The organism is Methylorubrum podarium (genome assembly GCF_040270385.1).
In the GTDB taxonomy this organism is placed as follows: Bacteria; Pseudomonadota; Alphaproteobacteria; order Rhizobiales; family Beijerinckiaceae; genus Methylobacterium; species Methylobacterium podarium.
On the sequence record NZ_JBELQE010000101.1, the window covers coordinates 106,046 to 124,055 of the forward strand.

The 18,010-nt window shown below is 72.0% G+C and carries 15 protein-coding genes; 14 read left to right on the top strand and 1 reads right to left on the bottom strand.

The features are described 5' to 3' along the window. Positions 1 to 9 precede the first annotated feature (9 nt). From ABS772_RS20050 to ABS772_RS20115, 14 genes are all read left to right on the top strand, one after another. Positions 10 to 990 (top strand): ABC transporter permease, encoded by a 981-nt coding sequence (locus tag ABS772_RS20050; protein WP_350396498.1) that lies wholly within the window; start codon positions 10 to 12, stop codon positions 988 to 990. Continuing rightward, a complete protein-coding gene (locus ABS772_RS20055) occupies positions 990 to 1,913 on the top strand; it encodes an ABC transporter permease (protein WP_350396500.1) in 924 nt (307 codons plus the stop codon). The genes ABS772_RS20050 and ABS772_RS20055 overlap by 1 nt, the downstream gene beginning before the upstream one ends. Further along, on the top strand, positions 1,913 to 3,751 hold the full coding sequence (locus ABS772_RS20060; protein WP_350396501.1) for an ABC transporter ATP-binding protein: 1,839 nt from the start codon (positions 1,913 to 1,915) through the stop codon (positions 3,749 to 3,751). Before ABS772_RS20055 ends, ABS772_RS20060 begins: the two co-directional genes overlap by 1 nt. Before the next feature lie 32 nt (positions 3,752 to 3,783). Continuing rightward, complete coding sequence (locus tag ABS772_RS20065) at positions 3,784 to 5,088, top strand: Zn-dependent hydrolase (protein ID WP_350396502.1); 1,305 nt, start codon at positions 3,784 to 3,786, stop codon at positions 5,086 to 5,088. Beyond that, positions 5,085 to 6,065, top strand: coding sequence for a phosphotransferase (locus ABS772_RS20070; RefSeq protein ID WP_350396503.1), 981 nt, complete (start codon positions 5,085 to 5,087; stop codon positions 6,063 to 6,065). Before ABS772_RS20065 ends, ABS772_RS20070 begins: the two co-directional genes overlap by 4 nt. Before the next feature lie 10 nt (positions 6,066 to 6,075). Beyond that, positions 6,076 to 7,011: a phosphotransferase gene (locus ABS772_RS20075; RefSeq protein ID WP_238258692.1), complete on the top strand. Its 936-nt coding sequence runs from the start codon at positions 6,076 to 6,078 to the stop codon at positions 7,009 to 7,011. Between the two features lie 2 nt (positions 7,012 to 7,013). Then, entirely contained in the window at positions 7,014 to 7,808 is a 795-nt protein-coding gene (gene hisN, locus ABS772_RS20080) for a histidinol-phosphatase (RefSeq protein WP_350396504.1), read from the top strand. A gap of 124 nt (positions 7,809 to 7,932) precedes the next feature. After that, a complete protein-coding gene (locus ABS772_RS20085) occupies positions 7,933 to 9,192 on the top strand; it encodes an aromatic ring-hydroxylating oxygenase subunit alpha (protein WP_350396506.1) in 1,260 nt (419 codons plus the stop codon). A gap of 3 nt (positions 9,193 to 9,195) precedes the next feature. Beyond that, on the top strand, positions 9,196 to 10,329 hold the full coding sequence (locus ABS772_RS20090) for a hybrid-cluster NAD(P)-dependent oxidoreductase (RefSeq protein ID WP_350396507.1): 1,134 nt from the start codon (positions 9,196 to 9,198) through the stop codon (positions 10,327 to 10,329). 71 nt (positions 10,330 to 10,400) lie between these two features. Then, on the top strand, positions 10,401 to 12,443 hold the full coding sequence (locus ABS772_RS20095; protein ID WP_350396508.1) for an NADH:flavin oxidoreductase: 2,043 nt from the start codon (positions 10,401 to 10,403) through the stop codon (positions 12,441 to 12,443). 253 nt (positions 12,444 to 12,696) lie between these two features. Continuing rightward, a complete protein-coding gene (locus tag ABS772_RS20100; RefSeq protein ID WP_350396509.1) occupies positions 12,697 to 14,595 on the top strand; it encodes a DUF3483 domain-containing protein in 1,899 nt (632 codons plus the stop codon). Further along, positions 14,592 to 15,827, top strand: a complete 1,236-nt coding sequence (locus tag ABS772_RS20105) for an electron transfer flavoprotein subunit alpha/FixB family protein (RefSeq protein ID WP_350396510.1) — start codon at positions 14,592 to 14,594, stop codon at positions 15,825 to 15,827. The genes ABS772_RS20100 and ABS772_RS20105 overlap by 4 nt, the downstream gene beginning before the upstream one ends. Continuing rightward, positions 15,824 to 16,621 (top strand): electron transfer flavoprotein subunit beta, encoded by a 798-nt coding sequence (locus ABS772_RS20110; protein WP_350396511.1) that lies wholly within the window; start codon positions 15,824 to 15,826, stop codon positions 16,619 to 16,621. The genes ABS772_RS20105 and ABS772_RS20110 overlap by 4 nt, the downstream gene beginning before the upstream one ends. A 20-nt stretch (positions 16,622 to 16,641) precedes the next feature. Next, positions 16,642 to 17,151 carry a prolyl-tRNA synthetase associated domain-containing protein gene (locus tag ABS772_RS20115; RefSeq protein ID WP_238258730.1) on the top strand — a complete coding sequence of 170 codons (510 nt, stop codon included), beginning with the start codon at positions 16,642 to 16,644 and terminating at the stop codon, positions 17,149 to 17,151. A gap of 330 nt (positions 17,152 to 17,481) precedes the next feature. Here ABS772_RS20115 and ABS772_RS20120 read toward each other — a convergent pair whose 3' ends face one another. Then, a complete protein-coding gene (locus ABS772_RS20120; RefSeq protein WP_350396512.1) occupies positions 17,482 to 17,703 on the bottom strand; it encodes a DUF1127 domain-containing protein in 222 nt (73 codons plus the stop codon). Positions 17,704 to 18,010: the final 307 nt, after the last annotated feature.

Genomic DNA, 18,010 nt, shown 5'->3' on the forward strand with positions numbered 1-18,010 from the left:
GAACCGTCGATGTTCGTTCTCAGCTTCCTGGCCCGGCGCCTCGCGCAGGGTGCGGTCATCATCTTCCTCGTCTCGCTGCTGATCTTCACGCTCCTGCGGGTGATGTCGGGCAATCCGGTGCGCCAGATGGTGGGCGGGATGGCGCCCGACTCCCTGGTGGAGGAGATCGCCACGACGATGGGCCTGCGCGATCCGATCATCGTGCAGTTCGGCCGCTACGCGGCCCAGGTGGTCCAGGGCGATCTCGGCCGCAGCTTCATGCGGCCGGCCAACGGCGCGGCGACGGGCGGCGCGAATTTCGACGATCTGACCCGCGGCGCGCGGGCCGGGGTCGGCGACCTCATCCTCGCCGCCCTGCCGATGACCCTGCAGCTCGCCGCCCTGGCGCTCGCCATCGCGCTGGCCTTCTCCTGCCTGCTCGGGATCGCGGCGGGCCTGCGCCCCGGCGGCGTCTTCGACCGGATCGCCTTCGCGGTCTCCTCGATCTTCATCTCGATCCCGAACTTCTGGCTCGGCATCGTGCTCGCCCTGCTCCTGTCGGTGAAGCTCGGCTGGCTGCCGGCGATCGGCTACGGCGGCTTCTCCTACACCGTGCTGCCGGCCCTGGTGCTCGCGGTCGAAGTGTCGCCGGTGCTGATCCGGACCCTGTCGAGCGCGGTGGCCGCGCAGATGGGCGAATCCTACGTCGCCGTCGGCCATGTCCGCGGCCTGTCGCGCCCGCGGATCGTCGCCGCGCACGCCCTGCGCAACGCCTCCGTGCCGCTCCTCAACCTGCTCGGCGTGCAGTTCTCCTCGCTGCTCGGGGGCGTGATCATCGTCGAATACATCTTCGACTATCCCGGCCTCGGGCTGCTCACGATCAACGCCGTGCTCCAGCGCGACTTCCCGCTGATCCAGGGCATCGCGATCGTCACCAGCGCGATCTTCGTCCTGATCAACATCCTCGTCGATCTCGCCGCGACCACCATCGATCCGAGGCTCGAATACTGATGGACGTCGTGGATTCCTCCCTGGCGATCGTGCCGCCGCGCGTCGACGTCACGGCGTCGCGCTCCATCGGCCGGCGCATCCTCGGGCGCGCCGCCCGCTCCGGGGGCTTTCGTGTCGGCGTCGCCGTGCTCGCCCTCCTCGTGCTCGCCGCCGCGCTCTATCCCGAACTCAGCGGCATCGATCCGGCGATGCGGGACATCCGGGCGCGCCTGCTGCCGCCGCTGTTCCTTGGCGACAAGTGGAGCTGGGTCCACCCGCTCGGCACCGACCAGATCGGCCGTGACATGCTGGTGCGCTGCCTCGTCGGCCTGCGCTATTCCCTGCTGATCGGCGTGGCGTCCGTTGCCGTCACCGTGGTCATCGGCTGCGCCCTCGGCACGGTCGCCGGCTATTTCGGCGGGCGCACCGACACGGTGATCATGCGGATCACCGACGCGCAGCTCTCGATCCCGATGATCATCCTGGCGATCGCGGTGCTCGGCGCCGACCGCCCGACGATTCCCGCCATCATCCTCGTGCTCGGCCTGTCGAACTGGCCGGTCTACGCCCGGGTCATGCGCTCGGTGGTGATGGCCGAGCGCGGGCGCGAATACGTCCGGGCGGCGCAGGTCTCGGGCGCCACGCATCCGCGCATCATCCTGACGCTGCTGGTGCCGCTCCTGGTGCCGCCGCTGCTCTTCACCTCGGTGCTCGACGTGGCGCGGATGATGATCTTCGAATCGACGCTGGGCTTCCTGGGCCTCGGCGTGCAGCCGCCGACGCCGACCTTCGGCAGCATCATCGCCGACGGGCGCAAGTACCTGCTCAACGCGTGGTGGATCGCCACCATGCCCGGCGTGTTCCTGTGCCTGACGCTGACGGGCATCAACCTGATCGGCGCCGCCTTCGAGCGCGCCCGCAACTCGATCCACGGGGGCGCGTGATGGAACCGGTGCTCTGCGTCCGCGACCTCACCGTCGCCCTCGCCCTCCCGGGGCGCGAGCGGACGATTCTCGACGGGATCGGCTTCGACGTCGCCCCGCGGGAGATCGTCGGCGTGGTCGGCGCCTCCGGGGCGGGCAAGACGGTGCTGTCGCGGGCCGTGGTCAACTGGATCACCGCCCCGCTCGCGATCCGCTCCGGCGAGGTCCGCTTCCGCGGAAAGGATCTGCTGGCGCTGCCGCCGCGGGCGATGCGGGGGCTGCGGCGCGACATCGCCTATGTCGGCGCCGACCCGATGGGCGCCCTCGACCCGACCCTGCCGGTCGGGCGCCAGATCGTCGAGAAGCTGCGCGCGGTGATGCCGGAGGTGGGCGCGCGGGAGGCGCAGGCGCGCGTGATCGCCCTGCTCGACGCGGTGCGCATCCCCTCCGCCGCGTCGCGCTTCCACGATTACCCGTCGCAGTTCTCCGGCGGGATGATGCAGCGCGCGCTGATCGTCGACGCCATGGTCTCGAACCCGGCGCTGCTGGTGGCCGACAACGTGACCCAGCCCCTCGACGTGACCGTGGCCGCCCAGGTGATCCGCCTGATGCGCGAACTCACCGAGCGCTTCGAGACCGCGATCCTGTTCGTCTCCTCCTCGCTGCCCGTGGCGCGGGAGGCGGCGAGCCGGACCCTGGTGATCGACGGCGGCCGGCTGGTCGAGGAGCAGCCGACCGAGGCGCTGATCGCCGCCCCGCGCCACGCCTATACCCGCGATCTCGTCGCGCAGATCCCGGTGATCTGGGGCGAGCGCCCGAGCCTGCCCGCTGTCCCGCGGGCCGCCGGCGCGCAGGCGGCCGAGGCGATCATCAGCCTGCGGGACGTGTCGCAAACCTACCGGGTGAAGCGCCGCGGCAGCTTTGCCGGCACGAGCGACCTGCGCGCGGTCCGCAACGTCACCTTCGACATCGCCAGGGGCGACAGCTTCGCCGTGGTCGGCGAATCCGGCTGCGGCAAGTCCACCCTGATGCGGTTGCTCAGTCGCCTGGAGCGCCCGAGCGGCGGCAGCGTGCTGTGCGAGGGCCGCGACATCGCCGGGCTGTCGGGATCGGAGCTCCTCGGCTTCCGCCGCAAGCTGCAGCTGGTGCTGCAGGACCCGTTCAACTCGCTGCCGCCGCGCACCGGCATCGGCGCCATGCTGGAAGCCCCCTTGCGCACCCATGGCTGGCGCGACGCCAAAAAGATCCGCGAGCGGGTGCGCGCGGTGATGGACGATGTCGGCCTGGCGCCCGCGCTCTACGACGACCTGCCGCTCGGGCTCTCGGCCGGGCAGCGCCAGCGGATCAACGTCGCCCGCGCCATGGTGCTCGAGCCCGAGATCCTGCTGATGGACGAGACGCTCTCGGCCCTCGACCAGACCGAGCAGTTCAAGCTGCTCGCCCTGTTCGAGAAACTCCAGCGCGCGCACGGGCTGACCTACATCTACATCAGCCACGACCTCGCGATGGTGAGGAAGGCCTGCAACCGCGTCGCCGTGATGTATCTCGGCGAGGTCGTGGAGCTCGCCGAGAACGAGCGCCTGTTCTTCGATCCGGGCCATCCCTACACCCGCGCCCTGCTCTCGGCGATGCCGGCCCTGGAGGCGCGGCGCTACCGGCCGGAGGATTGCCTGATGGAGGGCGAGCCGCCGAGCCCGATCGACCTGCCGCAGGGCTGCGCCTTCCGCTCCCGCTGCCCGCAGGCCTTCGACGCCTGCGCCCATCACCCGCCGTTCCTCACCGTGCGCGGCGCGCGCGACTTCGCCGCCTGCCACCGCGTGCCGGGAGCCGGCGCCGCCCTGCTCGCGGGCGCCGCCTGATGCCGTCCTTCCCCGAGATATCAATGAGATCCATGCCCGACATGACGGCCGACAGGATGGCTCTGCCCCCCGTGCGGATCGACCCCGACCGCCTCCGGGCGATGATGGAGGCGATCTCCGTCTTCGGCGGCGGGGCCGACGGCGCCCTGACCCGCCTGACGCTCTCGCCCGAGGACGGGCAGGCGCGCGACTGGCTCGCCGCGTGGTTTTCCGCGCACGGCTTCGCGCCGCGGGTCGATGCCATCGGCAATCAGTTCGGTTTCCTGGACCTTGCCGGACCCGGCGCGCCGACGGTGATGGTCGGCTCGCATCTCGACAGCCAGCCCAATGGCGGCCGCTTCGACGGGACGCTCGGCGTGCTCGCCGCCTGCGAGGCGCTTCTCTCCGTGCGCGAGGCGCTCGAGGCGGCGGGCGCGACCGCGGCCTGCAACGTCGCGGTCGCCAACTGGACCAACGAGGAGGGTGCCCGCTTCCAGCCGAGCCTGCTCGGCAGCAGCGTCTTCACCGGCGCGGCCGGCCTCGACTGGGCGCTCGACCGGCGCGACGGCGACGGCGTCACGGTGGCCGAGGCCCTGTCGCGGATCGGCTATGCCGGCAGCGATCGGGTGCCGGTGCCCGACGCCTTCATCGAGCTGCATATCGAGGGCGGGCCGATCCTGGAGCGCGAGGGCCTGCGCTTCGGCGCCTTCACCCGCTACTGGGGCGCTACCAAGTACCGCCTCGCCTTCCTCGGGCGTCAGGCCCATACCGGCCCGACGCCGATGGCCGAGCGGCGCGACGCGCTTCTCGGCGCCGCCTACCTCATCGCCGACCTCAAGGCGATGACGGCCGATTACGGCCTCGACCTCCACACCTCCGTCGGCCGGCTCGAAGTGCGGCCGAACTCGCCCAACACCGTGCCGAGCGAGGCGGTGCTGTTCATCGAGCTGCGCTCCGGCTCGCCCGCGATCCTGGAAGAGGCCGAGCTTCGGCTGAAGGCGGCGATCGAAGGGGCGGCCGCCCGCGCCGGGATCGGCCACGAGGTGCGCGCGATCGACCGCCGCGCCGCCGGGCCGATGGCGCCGGGCCTCGTGCGGCTCGCCGAGCGCGCGGGCGCCGCCAACGGCACGACGACCCGCCACCTCGACACGATCGGCGGCCACGACGCCGTCAGCCTCTCCGCCGTCTGCCCCTCGGTGGTGCTGGCGGTGCCCTGCCGCGGCGGCGTGATGCATCACCCGACCGAGTTCGCGAGCCCGGAGGATCAGGCCTTCGGCACCCAGGTGCTGGCCGACATGCTGATGATCCTGGCGGTCGAGGGCATGGCCGCGATCGAGACCGCGGGAGGGGACCGGTGAAGGCGCCGGGCGCCCCCGCGGACGCGTCGGAGCGGCTGGCCGAGGCCGCCCTGGCGCAGGCCTTTTCCGCCCGGCCGGAGCTTCGGGGGACGGCGCCGCATTACGCCGTCGCGGTGCCCGGCCTCGCCTCGCCCTCCTATCACGGGGTCGAATCCGCGACCTATCGCGTGGCCGTCTCCGCGGGCGCCGAACCGACCCTGTTCCTCAAGGTCTCCGAGCCCTGCGCCGCCGCGCTCCTCGACCCCGCCGCCGCGTTCCGCGCGGCCGAAGGCATCGCCGCCCTCGGCCTCGCGCCGGAGCCGCTGCACCTCGCGGAGGAGGAGGGCGCGATCCTGTTCCGGTGTCTCGGCCCGGACTGGCGCCCGGCCACCCTCGATACGCTGCAGCGGCCGGACGCCATGGCGACCGTGATCGACGCCTTCCGCCGCATCGGCGCGGGTGACGCCTTCGGGCGCCGCTGGAGCGTGTTCGCGGCGATCCGTGAGCTGCGCGCCCTGCTCGGGCCGGACGCCGACAGCCTGCCGCCCGACGCGTGGTTCCTGTTCGACTGGGCGGAGGCGATCGAGGCGGCGCTGACGGCCGCCGGCACCGATATCCGCCCGGCGCATGCCGACCCGCACGCCTCGAACCTGCTGTTCGGCCCCGACGGCACCCTGCGGCTCGTCGATTTCGACATGGCCTGCGACACCGACCCCCATTACCAGCTCGGCGCCTTCCTCAACGAGGCCTGCCCCTTCGAGACGGCGATGATGGCCGGCATCGAGATGGCGGAAGGCGCGTTCCGGGCGGACGCGTTCAACCGCGCCCGCGCCTACGCCGCCGCCGACGACCTGCACTGGGGCTTGCGGGCGCTCGCGATGGACCGGCTCTCGCCGCGCCGCGCGCTCGAATTCCGCAAATACGCCGCGTGGCGCTTCCTGCGCTGCCGGATGCGCGTCGGCCGGCCGGGCTTCGAGGAAACCCTGAGGTCGCTGTGAGGAGGTCGCCATGATCGCTCTGGGTCACGCCGCCACGGAGGCCGAGCACGCCTTCGAGGCGGCCCTGCGCGCCGTCCCACGCTGGCAGGGGCGGCCGACGCGCTATCGGCCGGTTCTCGGCGGGATCAGCAACGTCAACTGGCGCGTCGAGATCGAAGGCGAGCCGCATCCCTACTTCGTCAAGATGCCCGGCCGCGGCACCGAGATGTTCATCGACCGCGCCGCCGCCCGCGCCGCCAGCCGGCAGGCGGAGGTGATCGGCCTGGGCCCCCGCACCTTCGACGACCTCGACGCGCAGGGCATCGAGATCGCCGAGTTCGTGGACGGGCGCCGCCCCTCGACCAACCGCGACTTCGCCGACCCGGCCGTGCGGGCGGAGGCCGTGCGCGTCTACCGCCGCTTCCACGCGGCGCCGCTCCTGCCGCTGACCAAGACCGTGTTCGACATGATCGACGAGCACGATGCCCAGGCGGCCGAACTCGGCGCCCTCCTGCCCCCGGACCAAGCCTGGCTCACCCGCCAGACCCGGCTCGCGCGGGCGGCGCTGGAAGCCTCGGGCCTCGACCTCGTGCCCTGCTTCAACGATCCGATGCCGGGCAACTTCCTCATCGGCGAGGACGGCTCGATTCTGCTGATTGACTTCGAATACGCCTCGAACAACGACCGGCTCTACGACATCGCGATCTGGAGCGGGGAGATGTTCTTTTCCGAGAGCGTCGACCGCGCGCTGATCGAGCAGTATTTCGGCCGCTACGACGAAGCGTTGTTCGCGCGCCTGATGGTGCACAAGGCGCTCGCCGACGTGAAATGGTCGACCTGGGCCATGGTGCAGAACCGCATCTCCACCCTCGACTTCGATTTCTACAAGTACGGAATCTGGAAACACATGCGCGCCCGTTCGATCATGACCGACCCGCGCTGGCCGCTCTTCTTGAAGGCGCTGTGAGGATGGCCTCGTCCGCACTGCCGGCCCCGGAAGACATCCTCGCCTTCGCCGCCGACCTCGCCGACGCCGCCCGCCCGCTGGCGCTCGCCTACTTCCGCACGCCGCTCGACATCCTGTCCAAGGCCGACGAGAGCCCGGTGACGGTGGCCGACCGCACCATCGAGGCGCATCTGCGCGGCCTGATAGAGGCGCGGTTTCCCGATCACGGCATCTTCGGCGAGGAGATGGGCGTGAAGGCCGGCACGACGCCCGAGGGCGGCCCGGTCTGGGTGATCGACCCGATCGACGGCACCAAGAGCTTCGTCACCGGCCTGCCGCTGTTCGGCACCCTGATCGCCTTCCTCGACGGCGGGGTGCCGGTGGTCGGGCTGATCGACATGCCCGCCCTCGGCGAGCGCTGGACCGGGCTGCCGGGACAGGCGCGGTTCGGCGAAGCCCCCGCCCGCACCAGCTCCTGCCGCCGCCTGGCCGAGGCGCGCTTCTTCACCACCGCGCCCGAAGGCTTCACCGGCGCCGACGCGGCGCGCTACCAGCGCCTCGTCGCGCGGACGGCCCTGCGCCGATACGGCGGCGATTGCTACGCCTACGGCCTGCTGGCCTCGGGCCATTGCGACCTGATCGCCGAGACCGGCCTGCAGCCCTACGACGTCATGGCGCTGGTGCCGGTGATCCGGGCGGCGGGCGGGGTCATCACCGACTGGAACGGCGAGGACCTTACCCTCGACTTCGACGGGCGCGTGCTCGCGGCGGCGACCCCGGACCTGCACGCCGAGGCGCTGGCGATCCTGCGGGGGTGAAGCCGCCGGAACCGGCGGTTTCCGCCGCGTCGCGGTTTGCCAAGGGGATGTCGCTGGTGTGGAAGCGACGCGGACCCCGACGAACAATAATTCCCGAAAGCCAGATACGGCTCGGGAGGTCCCCATGCTCGATGTGACGCCGACCCCGCTGCAGCGCCTCCTGCGCGAGCGTCGCCCCGGCTACACCCTCGCGGCCCCGTTCTACCTCAGCCCCGAGGTGTTCGAGGCCGACATGGAGGTCATCTTCGGGCGCCACTGGATCTATGTCGGCGTCGAGCCCGACGTGCCGGAGGCCGGCGACGTGATGGTCGTCGATATCGGCAAGGCCTCGGTCGCCATCGTGCGCGACGACGACAACGAGATCCGCGCCTTCCACAACGTCTGCCGCCACCGCGGCGCGCGCCTCGTCCACGAGGAGAAGTCCACCGTCGGCAACCTCGTCTGCCGCTACCATTCCTGGACCTACGACCTCACCGGCAACCTCATCCACGCCGAGCATATGGGCCCGGACTTCAACAAGGGCTGCCACGGCCTCAAGCCGGTCCACATCCGCTCGCTCGCCGGCCTGCTCTTCATCTGCCTCGCCGACGAGCCCCCGGCCGATTTCGACGACATGGCCGCGCGGCTCGGCCCCTATCTCGAGCCGCACAACGTGCGCGAGACCAAGGTCGCCTTCCAGAAGGACATCATCGAGCCCGGCAACTGGAAGCTCACGATGGAGAACAATCGCGAGTGCTACCATTGCGGCGCGAACCATCCCGAGCTGACCGTGCCGCTCTTCGCCTACGGCTTCGGCTTCGCCCCCGAGGAGATGGACGAGCACGACCGCGCCAACGCCGAGCGCTACGGCTGCCTGCTCAAGACCCGGCACGCGGAGTGGGAGACCGAGGGGCTGCCCTCGAAGGAGATCGACGAGCTCGACACGATGGTCACGGGCTTCCGCACCGAGCGGCTGCCGCTCGACGGCGACGGCGAGTCCCACACCATCGACACCAAGGCCGCCTGCAAGAAGCTCCTGGGCAACCTCACCAGCGCCAAGGCCGGCGGCCTCTCGGTCTGGACCCAGCCGAATTCCTGGCACCACTTCCTCGGTGACCACATCGTCACCTTCTCGGTGCTGCCGCTCGATGCCGAGCGCTCGCTGCTGCGCACCAAGTGGCTGGTGCACAAGGACGCGGTCGAGGGCGTCGATTACGATCTCGCCAACCTCATCAGCGTCTGGGAAGCGACGAACGATCAGGACAGCGAGCTCGTCGGCATCTGCCAGCAGGGCGTGTCGAGCCCGGCCTACGAGCCCGGCCCCTACTCGCCGCACACCGAGATGCTCGTGGAGAAATTCTGCAACTGGTATGTCGGCCGCATGGCCGCGCATCTGGGGCGCTGAGCCATGGCGTCGGTCCCCGCCTCGGCCGAGCCGGCCGCCGCGCGGCTCGCGGCCTCCGCGCCCTGGGATGCGGAGGCCGACGACGCCCTGGTCTGCCTCGCCGTGCGCGACGAGACGCACGACGTGAAGACCTTCGTGCTCGCCCCGAAGGAGCCCCGGCGCTTCGCCTACGCGCCGGGCCAGTTCCTGACCTTCTCCTTCGAGATCGGCACGGACACGATCCACCGCTGCTACACGATCTCCTCGGCGCCGACCCGGCCGAACGCGGTCTCGTTCACCGTCAAGCGCGTGCCCGGCGGCCCGGTCTCGAACTGGCTGCACGACAATCTGAAGCCCGGTGCGGTCGTGCGGGCCCTGGGGCCGATGGGCGAGTTCTCCTGCTTCACCCATCCGGCACAGAAATACCTGCTCCTGTCGGGCGGCAGCGGCGTCACGCCGATGATGTCGATGGCGCGCACCTTCCACGATCTCGGCGAGGCCCGCGACGTGGCCTTCGTCCACTCCGCCCGCTCGCCCGCCGACATCGTGTTCCGGGGCGAACTGGAGACGATGGCCCGGCTCGATCCCGGCTTCCGCTTCCACGCGGTCTGCGAGACGGATTCCCCGGACGAGGTCTGGGCGGGTCCGAAGGGCCGGCTATCGCTGGAGATCCTGCGGGAGGCGGTGCCGGACTTCCTCGATCGGGAAATCTTCGTCTGCGGCCCCAAGCCCTACATGGACGCGGTGCGGACCATGCTGAAGGATGCCGGCTTCGACATGGCCCGGCACCATCAGGAGAGCTTCGACTTCGGCGAACTGTCGGAGTCCGAGCAGGCGGCGGCGACGGAGGCCGAGAAGGAACTCGACGCCGAGGCCGCGCCCGCGGGCGGCGTGCGCACCTTCCGGGTGGAGTTCGCCAAGACCCGCCGGGTGCTCGAATGCCCGGAGAACGAGACGGTGCTCGACGCCGCCCGCAAGGCCGGCATCCGCCTGCCCTCCTCCTGCGCCAAGGGCCTGTGCGGCACCTGCAAGTCGAAGCTCACCTCCGGCACCGTCGCCATGACGCATGCCGGCGGCATCCGTCAGCGCGAGATCGATGCCGGCATGGCGCTGCTGTGCTGCTCCAAGCCGACGAGCGACCTCGTCATCGAGCGCTGAGATCCCGCCGCCCGCGGCGGCCGGTCCTCCCAGCGTCCCAAGCTCCCCCCATCGCCTTCGGGAGTCGTCCCGTGATCGCCAATGCCGACGCGCTTCTGAAGCCGCTGACCATCAAGGGCCTCACCATCCGCAACCGGGTGATGTCCACGAGCCACGCCCCCGGCTACGGCCGGGATGGCAAGCCGCAGGAGCGCTACCAGCTCTATCACGCCGAGAAGGCCAAGGGCGGCATCGGGCTCACCATGTTCGGCGGCTCGTCCTCGGTCGCCGTCGACAGCCCCGCCGCGCCCTGGAACCAGATCTCGGTCGCCGACGACTCGGTGATCCCGTACTTCCGGCAATTCGCCGACCGCGTGCACGCGCATGGCGGCAAGCTGATGATCCAGCTCACCCATATGGGCCGGCGCACCAAGTGGGACACCGAGCACTGGCTCCCCACGATCTCGCCCTCCCCCCGGCGCGAGCCCGCCTCCCGCACCATCCCGAAGGAGATGGAGGCGGAGGACATCGCCCGCGTCGTGAAAAGCTTCGCGCAAGCCGCGCGCCGCTGCCGCGAGGGCGGGCTCGACGGCTGCGAGGTCTCCGCCGCCCACGGCCACCTGATCGACCAGTTCTGGTCGCCGTCGGTCAACCAGCGCACCGACAAGTACGGCGGCAGCCTGGAGAACCGGATGCGCTTCGGCATCGAGGTGCTGGAGGCGATGCGCGCCGAGGTCGGCGACGACTACGTCATCGGCATCCGCATGTCCGGCGACGAGATGATCGCCGACGGCCTGAGCCAGGAGGATTGCCTGACGATCGCCGCGGAATACGCCCGGCGCGGGCTCGTCGACTTCCTCAACATCCTCGGCGGCCAGGCGCGCGACCACATCGCCCACGCGATCTCGCTGCCGAACATGTCGTTCCCCGTGGCGCCGTTCCTGTTCCTGCCGAGCGCGATCAAGCGCGAGGTCGACGTGCCGGTCTTCCATGCGCAACGCGTGACCGACCTCGCCACCGCCGCCCGCGCGGTGGCGGAGGGCCATGTCGACATGGTGGCGATGACCCGCGCCCACATCGCCGACCCGCATCTCGTGAAGAAGCTCTCCGAGGGCCGGGCCGACGACATCCGGCAGTGTGTCGGCGCGGGCTACTGCATCGACCGGATCTATGTCGGCGGCGACGCGCTCTGCATCCAGAACGCCGCCACCGGCCGCGAGGCCACCATGCCGCACGAGATCCGCAAGGCGGATCTGCGCCGCCGCGTGGTGGTGATCGGCGCCGGCCCCGGCGGGCTGGAGGCGGCCCGCGTCTGCGCCGAGCGCGGCCACGCGGTCGTGCTGTTCGAGAAGGGTGCGGCTGCCGGCGGCCAGATCTCCATCGCGGCCAAGGCCGGCTGGCGCGAGGCGATGTCGGGCATCACCCGCTGGCTGGTGTCGCAGGTGACGAAGCTCGGCGTCGATCTGCGCCTCAACACCGAGGCGACGGAAGAGGCCGTGCTCGCGGAAAAGCCCGATGTCGTCATCGTGGCGACCGGCGGCACGCCGTTCCGCGGCCACGCCAAGGGCGCCGAGCAGCACGCGGTCACCACCGCCGAGGTGCTGACCGGCGCGGTCGAGCCCACCGGCTCGGTCCTGCTCTATGACGAGATGGGCCAGCACAACGCCGCGTCGGTGGCCGAGCAGCTGGCCAAGCGCGGCTGCCTCGTCGAGATCGCCACCCACGACCGGATGATCGCGGAGGAGGTCGGCACCACCAATCAGCCGATCCACCTGCGCGAATTGTACAAGCTCGGCGTGGTGATGAGCCCGAACATGGAGCTGATCGAGATTTTTCCGGAGGGCAACCGGCTGGTGGCGGCCCTGCGCAACACCATGACGGATGCGGAGGAGGAGCGGGTCGTCGACCGCGTGGTGGTCGATCACGGCACGCTCCCCGTGGACGGGCTCTACCGCGCGCTGAAGGCGTCTTCCGTCAACCACGGCCAGACCGATCAGGACGCGCTGCTGCGCGGCGAGCCGCAGCCCTACGACCTGTCGAAGGGCTACGCCCTCTACCGCATCGGCGACGCGGTCGCGGGCCGCAACATCCACGCGGCGATCTACGACGCCCTCAGGTTGTGCAAGGATCTGTGAGCTCTGTGAGGCGCTGAGCGGCGCCGCGTTCCCCCTCCCCCCTCTGCGGGGGAGGGTGGCCCCCGAAGGGGGTCGGGAGAGGGGAAACCCCGTCGCCGGATCGGTCGCAGCAGCGGACGAGGTGCGCCCCCTCCGGCACCGTCGCTCCCCTCTCCCGCCTGCTCCGCAGGCACCCTCCCCCGCAGAGGGGGGAGGGAGGTGCGGTCGCAGAGAGTGAGTTTCTTAACGTCGCCAAGCCCTTAGGCCCACCGTCATGACCAGCTTCGTGCCCCTGACCACGGTGTTTCCCGGCCTCGTGTGGCTGATGGCGGCGCTCGCCCTCGTCCAGACCGTGCGCCGGGCCGCGCTCTGGCGCGTCGGCGCGGCGGCGCCGGTGGCGTGGCTCGACGGGCTCGCCAAGCTGCCGAAGCGCTACCTCGTCGATGTCCACCACGTCGTGGCGCGCGATCCTTACGCCTCGCGCATGCACGCGGTCGTGGCTGGCGGCCTGCTCGCGTCCTCGATCCTGACCGCCCTGGCGATCCTGCCGCCGCTGGCCGGTTTCCGGCCCTATTGGTTCCTCGTGGCGCTCGCCTTCGGGGTGACGGCCGTCGGCTCGCTCCTCGTCGGCGCCCGGCGCTACCCGGCAAAGCAGAAGCGCCTCTCCGCCGGCCGCTTCCAGATCCTGCCCTTCCTCCTCGTCGCCTACGCCGTCGGCGGCACGCTCACCGCGCTGCTGCTGGCCCTCGGCGGCGGCGGCCTGCTCGGCTCGGTCGCGCTGGCGCTCGCGGCGGCGGGCGGGCTCGGCCTCGCCTTCGAGGTGCGCCACGGCCCGATGCGCCACGCCGCGGCCGGCGCGCTCCACCTCGTCGCCCATCCCCGGCCCGGCCGGTTCGAGGGCCGGCCCGACACCGCGCTGCAGCCCCTCGACCTCGACGCGCCGCGCCTCGGCGCGGAGATGCCCGCCGACTTCACCTGGAACCGGCTCCTGTCCTACGACGCCTGCGTCAGCTGCGGGCGCTGCGAGATCGCCTGCCCGGCCTTCGCCGCCGGCCAGCCGCTCAATCCCAAGAAGCTGATTCAGGATCTCGTCGCCGGCCTCTCCCCGGCCGAGCCTGCTTACGCCGGCAATCCCTATCCCGGCGGCCGGGCGGCGGAGGGCGAGCGCGGGGCGCTGGCCCGGCTGATCGGGCCGGACGCGCGCATCCACCCGGACACGCTGTGGTCCTGCACCACCTGCCGCGCCTGCGTCGAGGAATGCCCGATGATGATCGAGCACGTCGACGCCGTGGTCTCCCTGCGCCGCCACGAGACGCTGGAGCGCGGGGCCTTGCCGGAGAAGGCGGTCGTACCGGTGACGGAGCTGCGCCAGGCCGGCGATCCCGGCGGGCGCCCGCTGGCGTCGCGCACCGACTTCACCGCCGGGGTCGAGCTGCCGCGCATCGCCGAGCGTGGCGGGGCCGAGATCCTGCTCTGGCTCGGCGAGGGCGCCTACGACCTGCGCTACGGCCGCTCCCTGCGCGCCCTGGTGCGGCTCTTACGCGAGGCCGGCGTCGATTTCGCGGTTCTGGGAGCGGAGGAGCGCGACACCGGCGACCTCGCCCGGCGCCTCGGCGACGAGGCGACCTTCCAGGCGCTGGCGCGGGAGAATGTCGCGACCCTTCGAAAATACCGCTTCGAGCGGATCGTCACCGCCGACCCGCACGCGCTGCACGCCCTGCGCAACGAGTACCCGGCCATGGGCGGGCGCTACACGGTGGTGCACCACACCGCCTTCCTGCTGGAGCTGATCCGGGCGGGCAAGCTCACCCCCGGCCGCCTGCCGGACCTCTCGGTCACCTATCACGACCCCTGCTACCTCGCCCGCTACAACGGGGAGACCGAGGCGCCCCGCGCCGTGCTCGACGCGATCGGCGTCGCCCGCAGCGAGATGACCCGCTCGGGCCGCCGGGCGATGTGCTGCGGCGGCGGCGGCGGCGCGCCGGTGAGCGACGTTCCGGGCGAGCGGCGCATCCCCGACATCCGCATGGCCCAGGCGGCCGAGACCGGCGCCGGCATCGTCGCCGTCGCCTGCCCCTCCTGCACGGCGATGCTGGAGGGCGTGACCGACCGCAAGGCGGAGATCCGCGACGTGGCCGAATTGCTGCTCCAGGCGGTGGAGGCGGGCCGATGAGCCGCCCGCGCCGCGATCCGAGGGCCGAGCGGGCCTCCCACCGCGTGGCCGGCGAGGGCCCCCGCCCGCGCTACGACCGCACCCGGACCGCCGCCGGTTCCGGACGGCTCCGCCGCAATCCGCGGGCCGAGCGCGCGGCGCAGCGCATCGGCGGCGGGGCGCGGCCGCGCTACGATGTCAGTCAGGCCGCCCGTCCCGTCGGGGACGCGGTCGCCGCCGCGCCGCGGACCATGCCCGCGGCGGAGGCGCCCAAGACCATCATCCTCGAAGCGCCCGCCTTCCTCGTCGCGGTGGTGCCGGACGCCCCCGGCGGCCGGCTCTCGGGCCACGACCGGCAGGTGCTCGGCGCCGCCCGGGCGCTCGCCGGGCGCGAGGGCGGTGTCGCGGTGGTCGTCGACGGCGCCTGCGAGGGGCTCGGCGCGGCCGGCGCCGACCGGGTGCTCCGGTGCGAGGGCGCGGAGGGCTACGATCCGGAGGCCCGCGCCGCCCGCGTCGAGGCCGCCCTCGCCGCGCTCGGGGCGCGCCACGTCCTGTTCCCGGAATCCCTCGACGGCGGCGACCTCGCCCGCCGCGTCGCGGTGGGCCTGAACGAGGCGCTGTTCACCCATGCCGAGGTGGTGGCCGCCAAGGGGCTCGTCCGCCCGGCCAGGGGCCGCCGGGTCGAGCAGAGCCTCGCCCCGCCCCGCCTCGCCACCGTGGCGCCGGACGCGGTCGCCGACTATGCCGGCCCGCCGCGGGAGGCGCGCGCCCTCCCCTTCGAGGGTGCGCCGCCACCGGACACTCCGAAAAGGATCGTGTCGGCGACGCGCATCCAGGCCGACCCCGCGACCGTGCCGCTGGCGCTCGCCGAATTCGTCGTCTCCGCCGGCAACGGCCTCACCGATCTCGACACCTTCCGCCGGGTGGTGACGGCGCTTCACGCGACGCCCGGCGCCAGCCGCGTGCTGTGCGACGCCGGGCTGATGCCGCGCCACAGCCAGGTCGGCGCCTCGGGCACGGTGCTCGCGGCGACCTGCTACTTCGCGCTCGGCATCTCCGGGGCGCCGCAGCATCTCCAGGGCGTCGCCGGCTGCGAGCACGTGGTGGCGGTCAACACCGACCTGCACGCCGCGATGATCGAGCGGGCGGGCCTCGCCGTGGTGCAGGACGCGCAGGCGGTGATGCCGGCCCTGCTGCGGCTGCTCGCCCAAGAGAATGGCGAACAGGCTGCCGGAGAGGAGATGGCGCCATGAGAATCGCGGTCCTCCTCTCCGCCGGCCTCCATCCCGTCTCCGGGGCGCCGGTGCTGCCGCGGGTCGAGGCGCAGGCGATCCGGATGGCCGCCGGGCTCGGTGCGCCGTCCGAGATTGTTGGCCTGCATGCCGGGCCGGAGGCCGCAGCGGTCGCCGAGGCCTTGGGCCAGGGGCTCGACCGCATCGAGCACGTCGCGATCGCGGCGGGCGACGACCCGGTGCCGGCGCTCGCCGCCCGGCTCGCCGCGCGGGCGCCCGACCTGATCCTGGCCGGACGGCGCAGCCAGGGCGGCGACGAGAGCGGCCTCGTGCCCTACGCGCTGGCCCGTGCCCTCGCGATCCCCCTGGTCTCCGACGTGGTCGCGGCGGCGTCCGAACCGGACGGCACCCTGCGCCTCGACCAGAGCCTCGGCCGCGGCGCCCTGCGAAGGCTGCAGGTGCGGGGACCGGTCGTCGTCACCTGCCACCCCGACGCCCCCGCCCCCCTCGCCTACGCCTACGGCCGCGCCCGGCGCGGCACCGTCGCGCCGCTGACCGTGGCGCCGGCCGCGCTCCCGGCCCCGGTCCTCGCGGTGGAGGAGCGGCCCTATCGCCGCCGGCCCAAGATCGTGAAGGGGGCGCCCGCGGGCGGATCGGCGGCGGAGCGGCTGAAGGCGGCCACCGGCGAGGGCGGCGCGGCCTCGAGCGGCCGGCTCCTGATCGACCCCGATCCCGAGGAGGCCGCCCGCGAGATCCTGGCCTATCTCCGGCAGATCGGCGTCCTGGCGCCGGCCGGCGCGCAACCGAAGACCTGAACAGAGTGGAACACCACCCCATGCCCCTGAGCCCGGACGACCTGCTGGCGCGGCTGCGCGAGCGCGGCATCGCCTACAAGCTGACCGAGCACGAAGCCGTCCTCACCGTCGAGGCGATGATGGCGGTCTGCGGCGACATCGCCGGCGCCCACACCAAGAACCTGTTCCTGCGCGACGGGAAGAAGACCTACTTCCTCCTCACGCTCCGGCACGACGCCCAGGTCGATCTCAAGGCGTTCCGCGCCGTGCTCGGCGCGCGCGGCGGCCTGTCCTTCGCGAGCCCGGAGGCTTTGCGCGAACTCCTCGGGGTCGAGAGCGGCGCCGTCTCGCCGCTGGCGGCGCTCAACGCCGCGCCGGGCAGCGTGCGGGTGTTCCTTCAGGACAGCCTGCTGGACGCGACGCGGATCAACATCCACCCGCTCGTCAGCACGCGCACCCTGTCCCTCGTCCCGGCCGACCTCGTGGCGGTGCTGCGCGCCGAGGGGCACGAGCCCACGCCGGTCGCCCTGCCGGAGAGCGCGGCGGCCTGAGGCCCCGTCCGAAGCGGGCAAGCCGGAGCAGCGGGGCGCGCTTCGCGGCGCCGCAGCGCATTCGTACTGCTCTTACGGTGTCCGGTTGATCGCTTCGGGTTTGACTCCACCCCGTCATTGCGAGGCGGAGCCGAAGCGATCCAGGGCGCGCCCTATCCGGAAAGGTCGCGCCCTGGATTGCCACGGCTTCGCCTCGCAATGACGGAGAAGGCACCGGGCCGATCAATCGGACGTCGCAACGCCTCCGTCGTTCCGGGTTCGCTTGCCAGCGCCCTGGAATGCCGGTGACGCGGGGACAGCGGTTCCTCGAACCGTCCGCCGAGGGCGCCCTCAGGCGGCCTGCAGGGTCACCGGGAAGGCGAGCGCCGCGAAGAGCGGCGCGATGGTCCGCCCCTCGGCATAGGCCGGCTCGGCGCCGGTCCTCAGCGCCGACAGGGCGCCGCGGGTCAGGCCGATATCGTCCAGCGCCGCGTCGCTCAGGTCCATGAGCGTCTCTTCTTCGACCCGCGCGCGGAGATGGGCGCGAACACTCTCGAAAACCTTGTTGAACATGGGATGAACCTCGATCGCGCCGTCGTTGATCAAGACGAGGACGGCCCGCGTCGACGTTCATATGAGGCTTCCTCAGTCGTCGGAGGAGCGCCAATGCTTGGGATCTGCTCTGCTTGATGCGCATGCATTGTGCAGGAAAGTCCCCATTTTTAGCAGTTTGCTTACCTATCATGCATGAGGCGGGCGTCCGCCTGACCGTTCACCTCGGGGCCGTGCCGGGCAAGAACCGGCCCGCCGACGAAAAAACCCCCTCCTCCGGGGTCGGAAGAGGGGGGTGCGGGATCGGTCACGGCCAGCGTGATACGGT

Coding starts and splice junctions, on each gene's coding strand:
- ABS772_RS20050 (WP_350396498.1), top strand. CDS start 10: ATGTTCGTTCTCAGCTTCCTGGCCCGGCGCCTCGCGCAGGGTGCGGTC.
- ABS772_RS20110 (WP_350396511.1), top strand. CDS start 15,824: ATGAGAATCGCGGTCCTCCTCTCCGCCGGCCTCCATCCCGTCTCCGGG.
- hisN (WP_350396504.1), top strand. CDS start 7,014: ATGGCCTCGTCCGCACTGCCGGCCCCGGAAGACATCCTCGCCTTCGCC.
- ABS772_RS20120 (WP_350396512.1), bottom strand. CDS start 17,703: ATGTTCAACAAGGTTTTCGAGAGTGTTCGCGCCCATCTCCGCGCGCGG.
- ABS772_RS20085 (WP_350396506.1), top strand. CDS start 7,933: ATGCTCGATGTGACGCCGACCCCGCTGCAGCGCCTCCTGCGCGAGCGT.
- ABS772_RS20115 (WP_238258730.1), top strand. CDS start 16,642: ATGCCCCTGAGCCCGGACGACCTGCTGGCGCGGCTGCGCGAGCGCGGC.
- ABS772_RS20105 (WP_350396510.1), top strand. CDS start 14,592: ATGAGCCGCCCGCGCCGCGATCCGAGGGCCGAGCGGGCCTCCCACCGC.
- ABS772_RS20065 (WP_350396502.1), top strand. CDS start 3,784: ATGCCCGACATGACGGCCGACAGGATGGCTCTGCCCCCCGTGCGGATC.
- ABS772_RS20075 (WP_238258692.1), top strand. CDS start 6,076: ATGATCGCTCTGGGTCACGCCGCCACGGAGGCCGAGCACGCCTTCGAG.
- ABS772_RS20090 (WP_350396507.1), top strand. CDS start 9,196: ATGGCGTCGGTCCCCGCCTCGGCCGAGCCGGCCGCCGCGCGGCTCGCG.
- ABS772_RS20100 (WP_350396509.1), top strand. CDS start 12,697: ATGACCAGCTTCGTGCCCCTGACCACGGTGTTTCCCGGCCTCGTGTGG.
- ABS772_RS20060 (WP_350396501.1), top strand. CDS start 1,913: ATGGAACCGGTGCTCTGCGTCCGCGACCTCACCGTCGCCCTCGCCCTC.
- ABS772_RS20055 (WP_350396500.1), top strand. CDS start 990: ATGGACGTCGTGGATTCCTCCCTGGCGATCGTGCCGCCGCGCGTCGAC.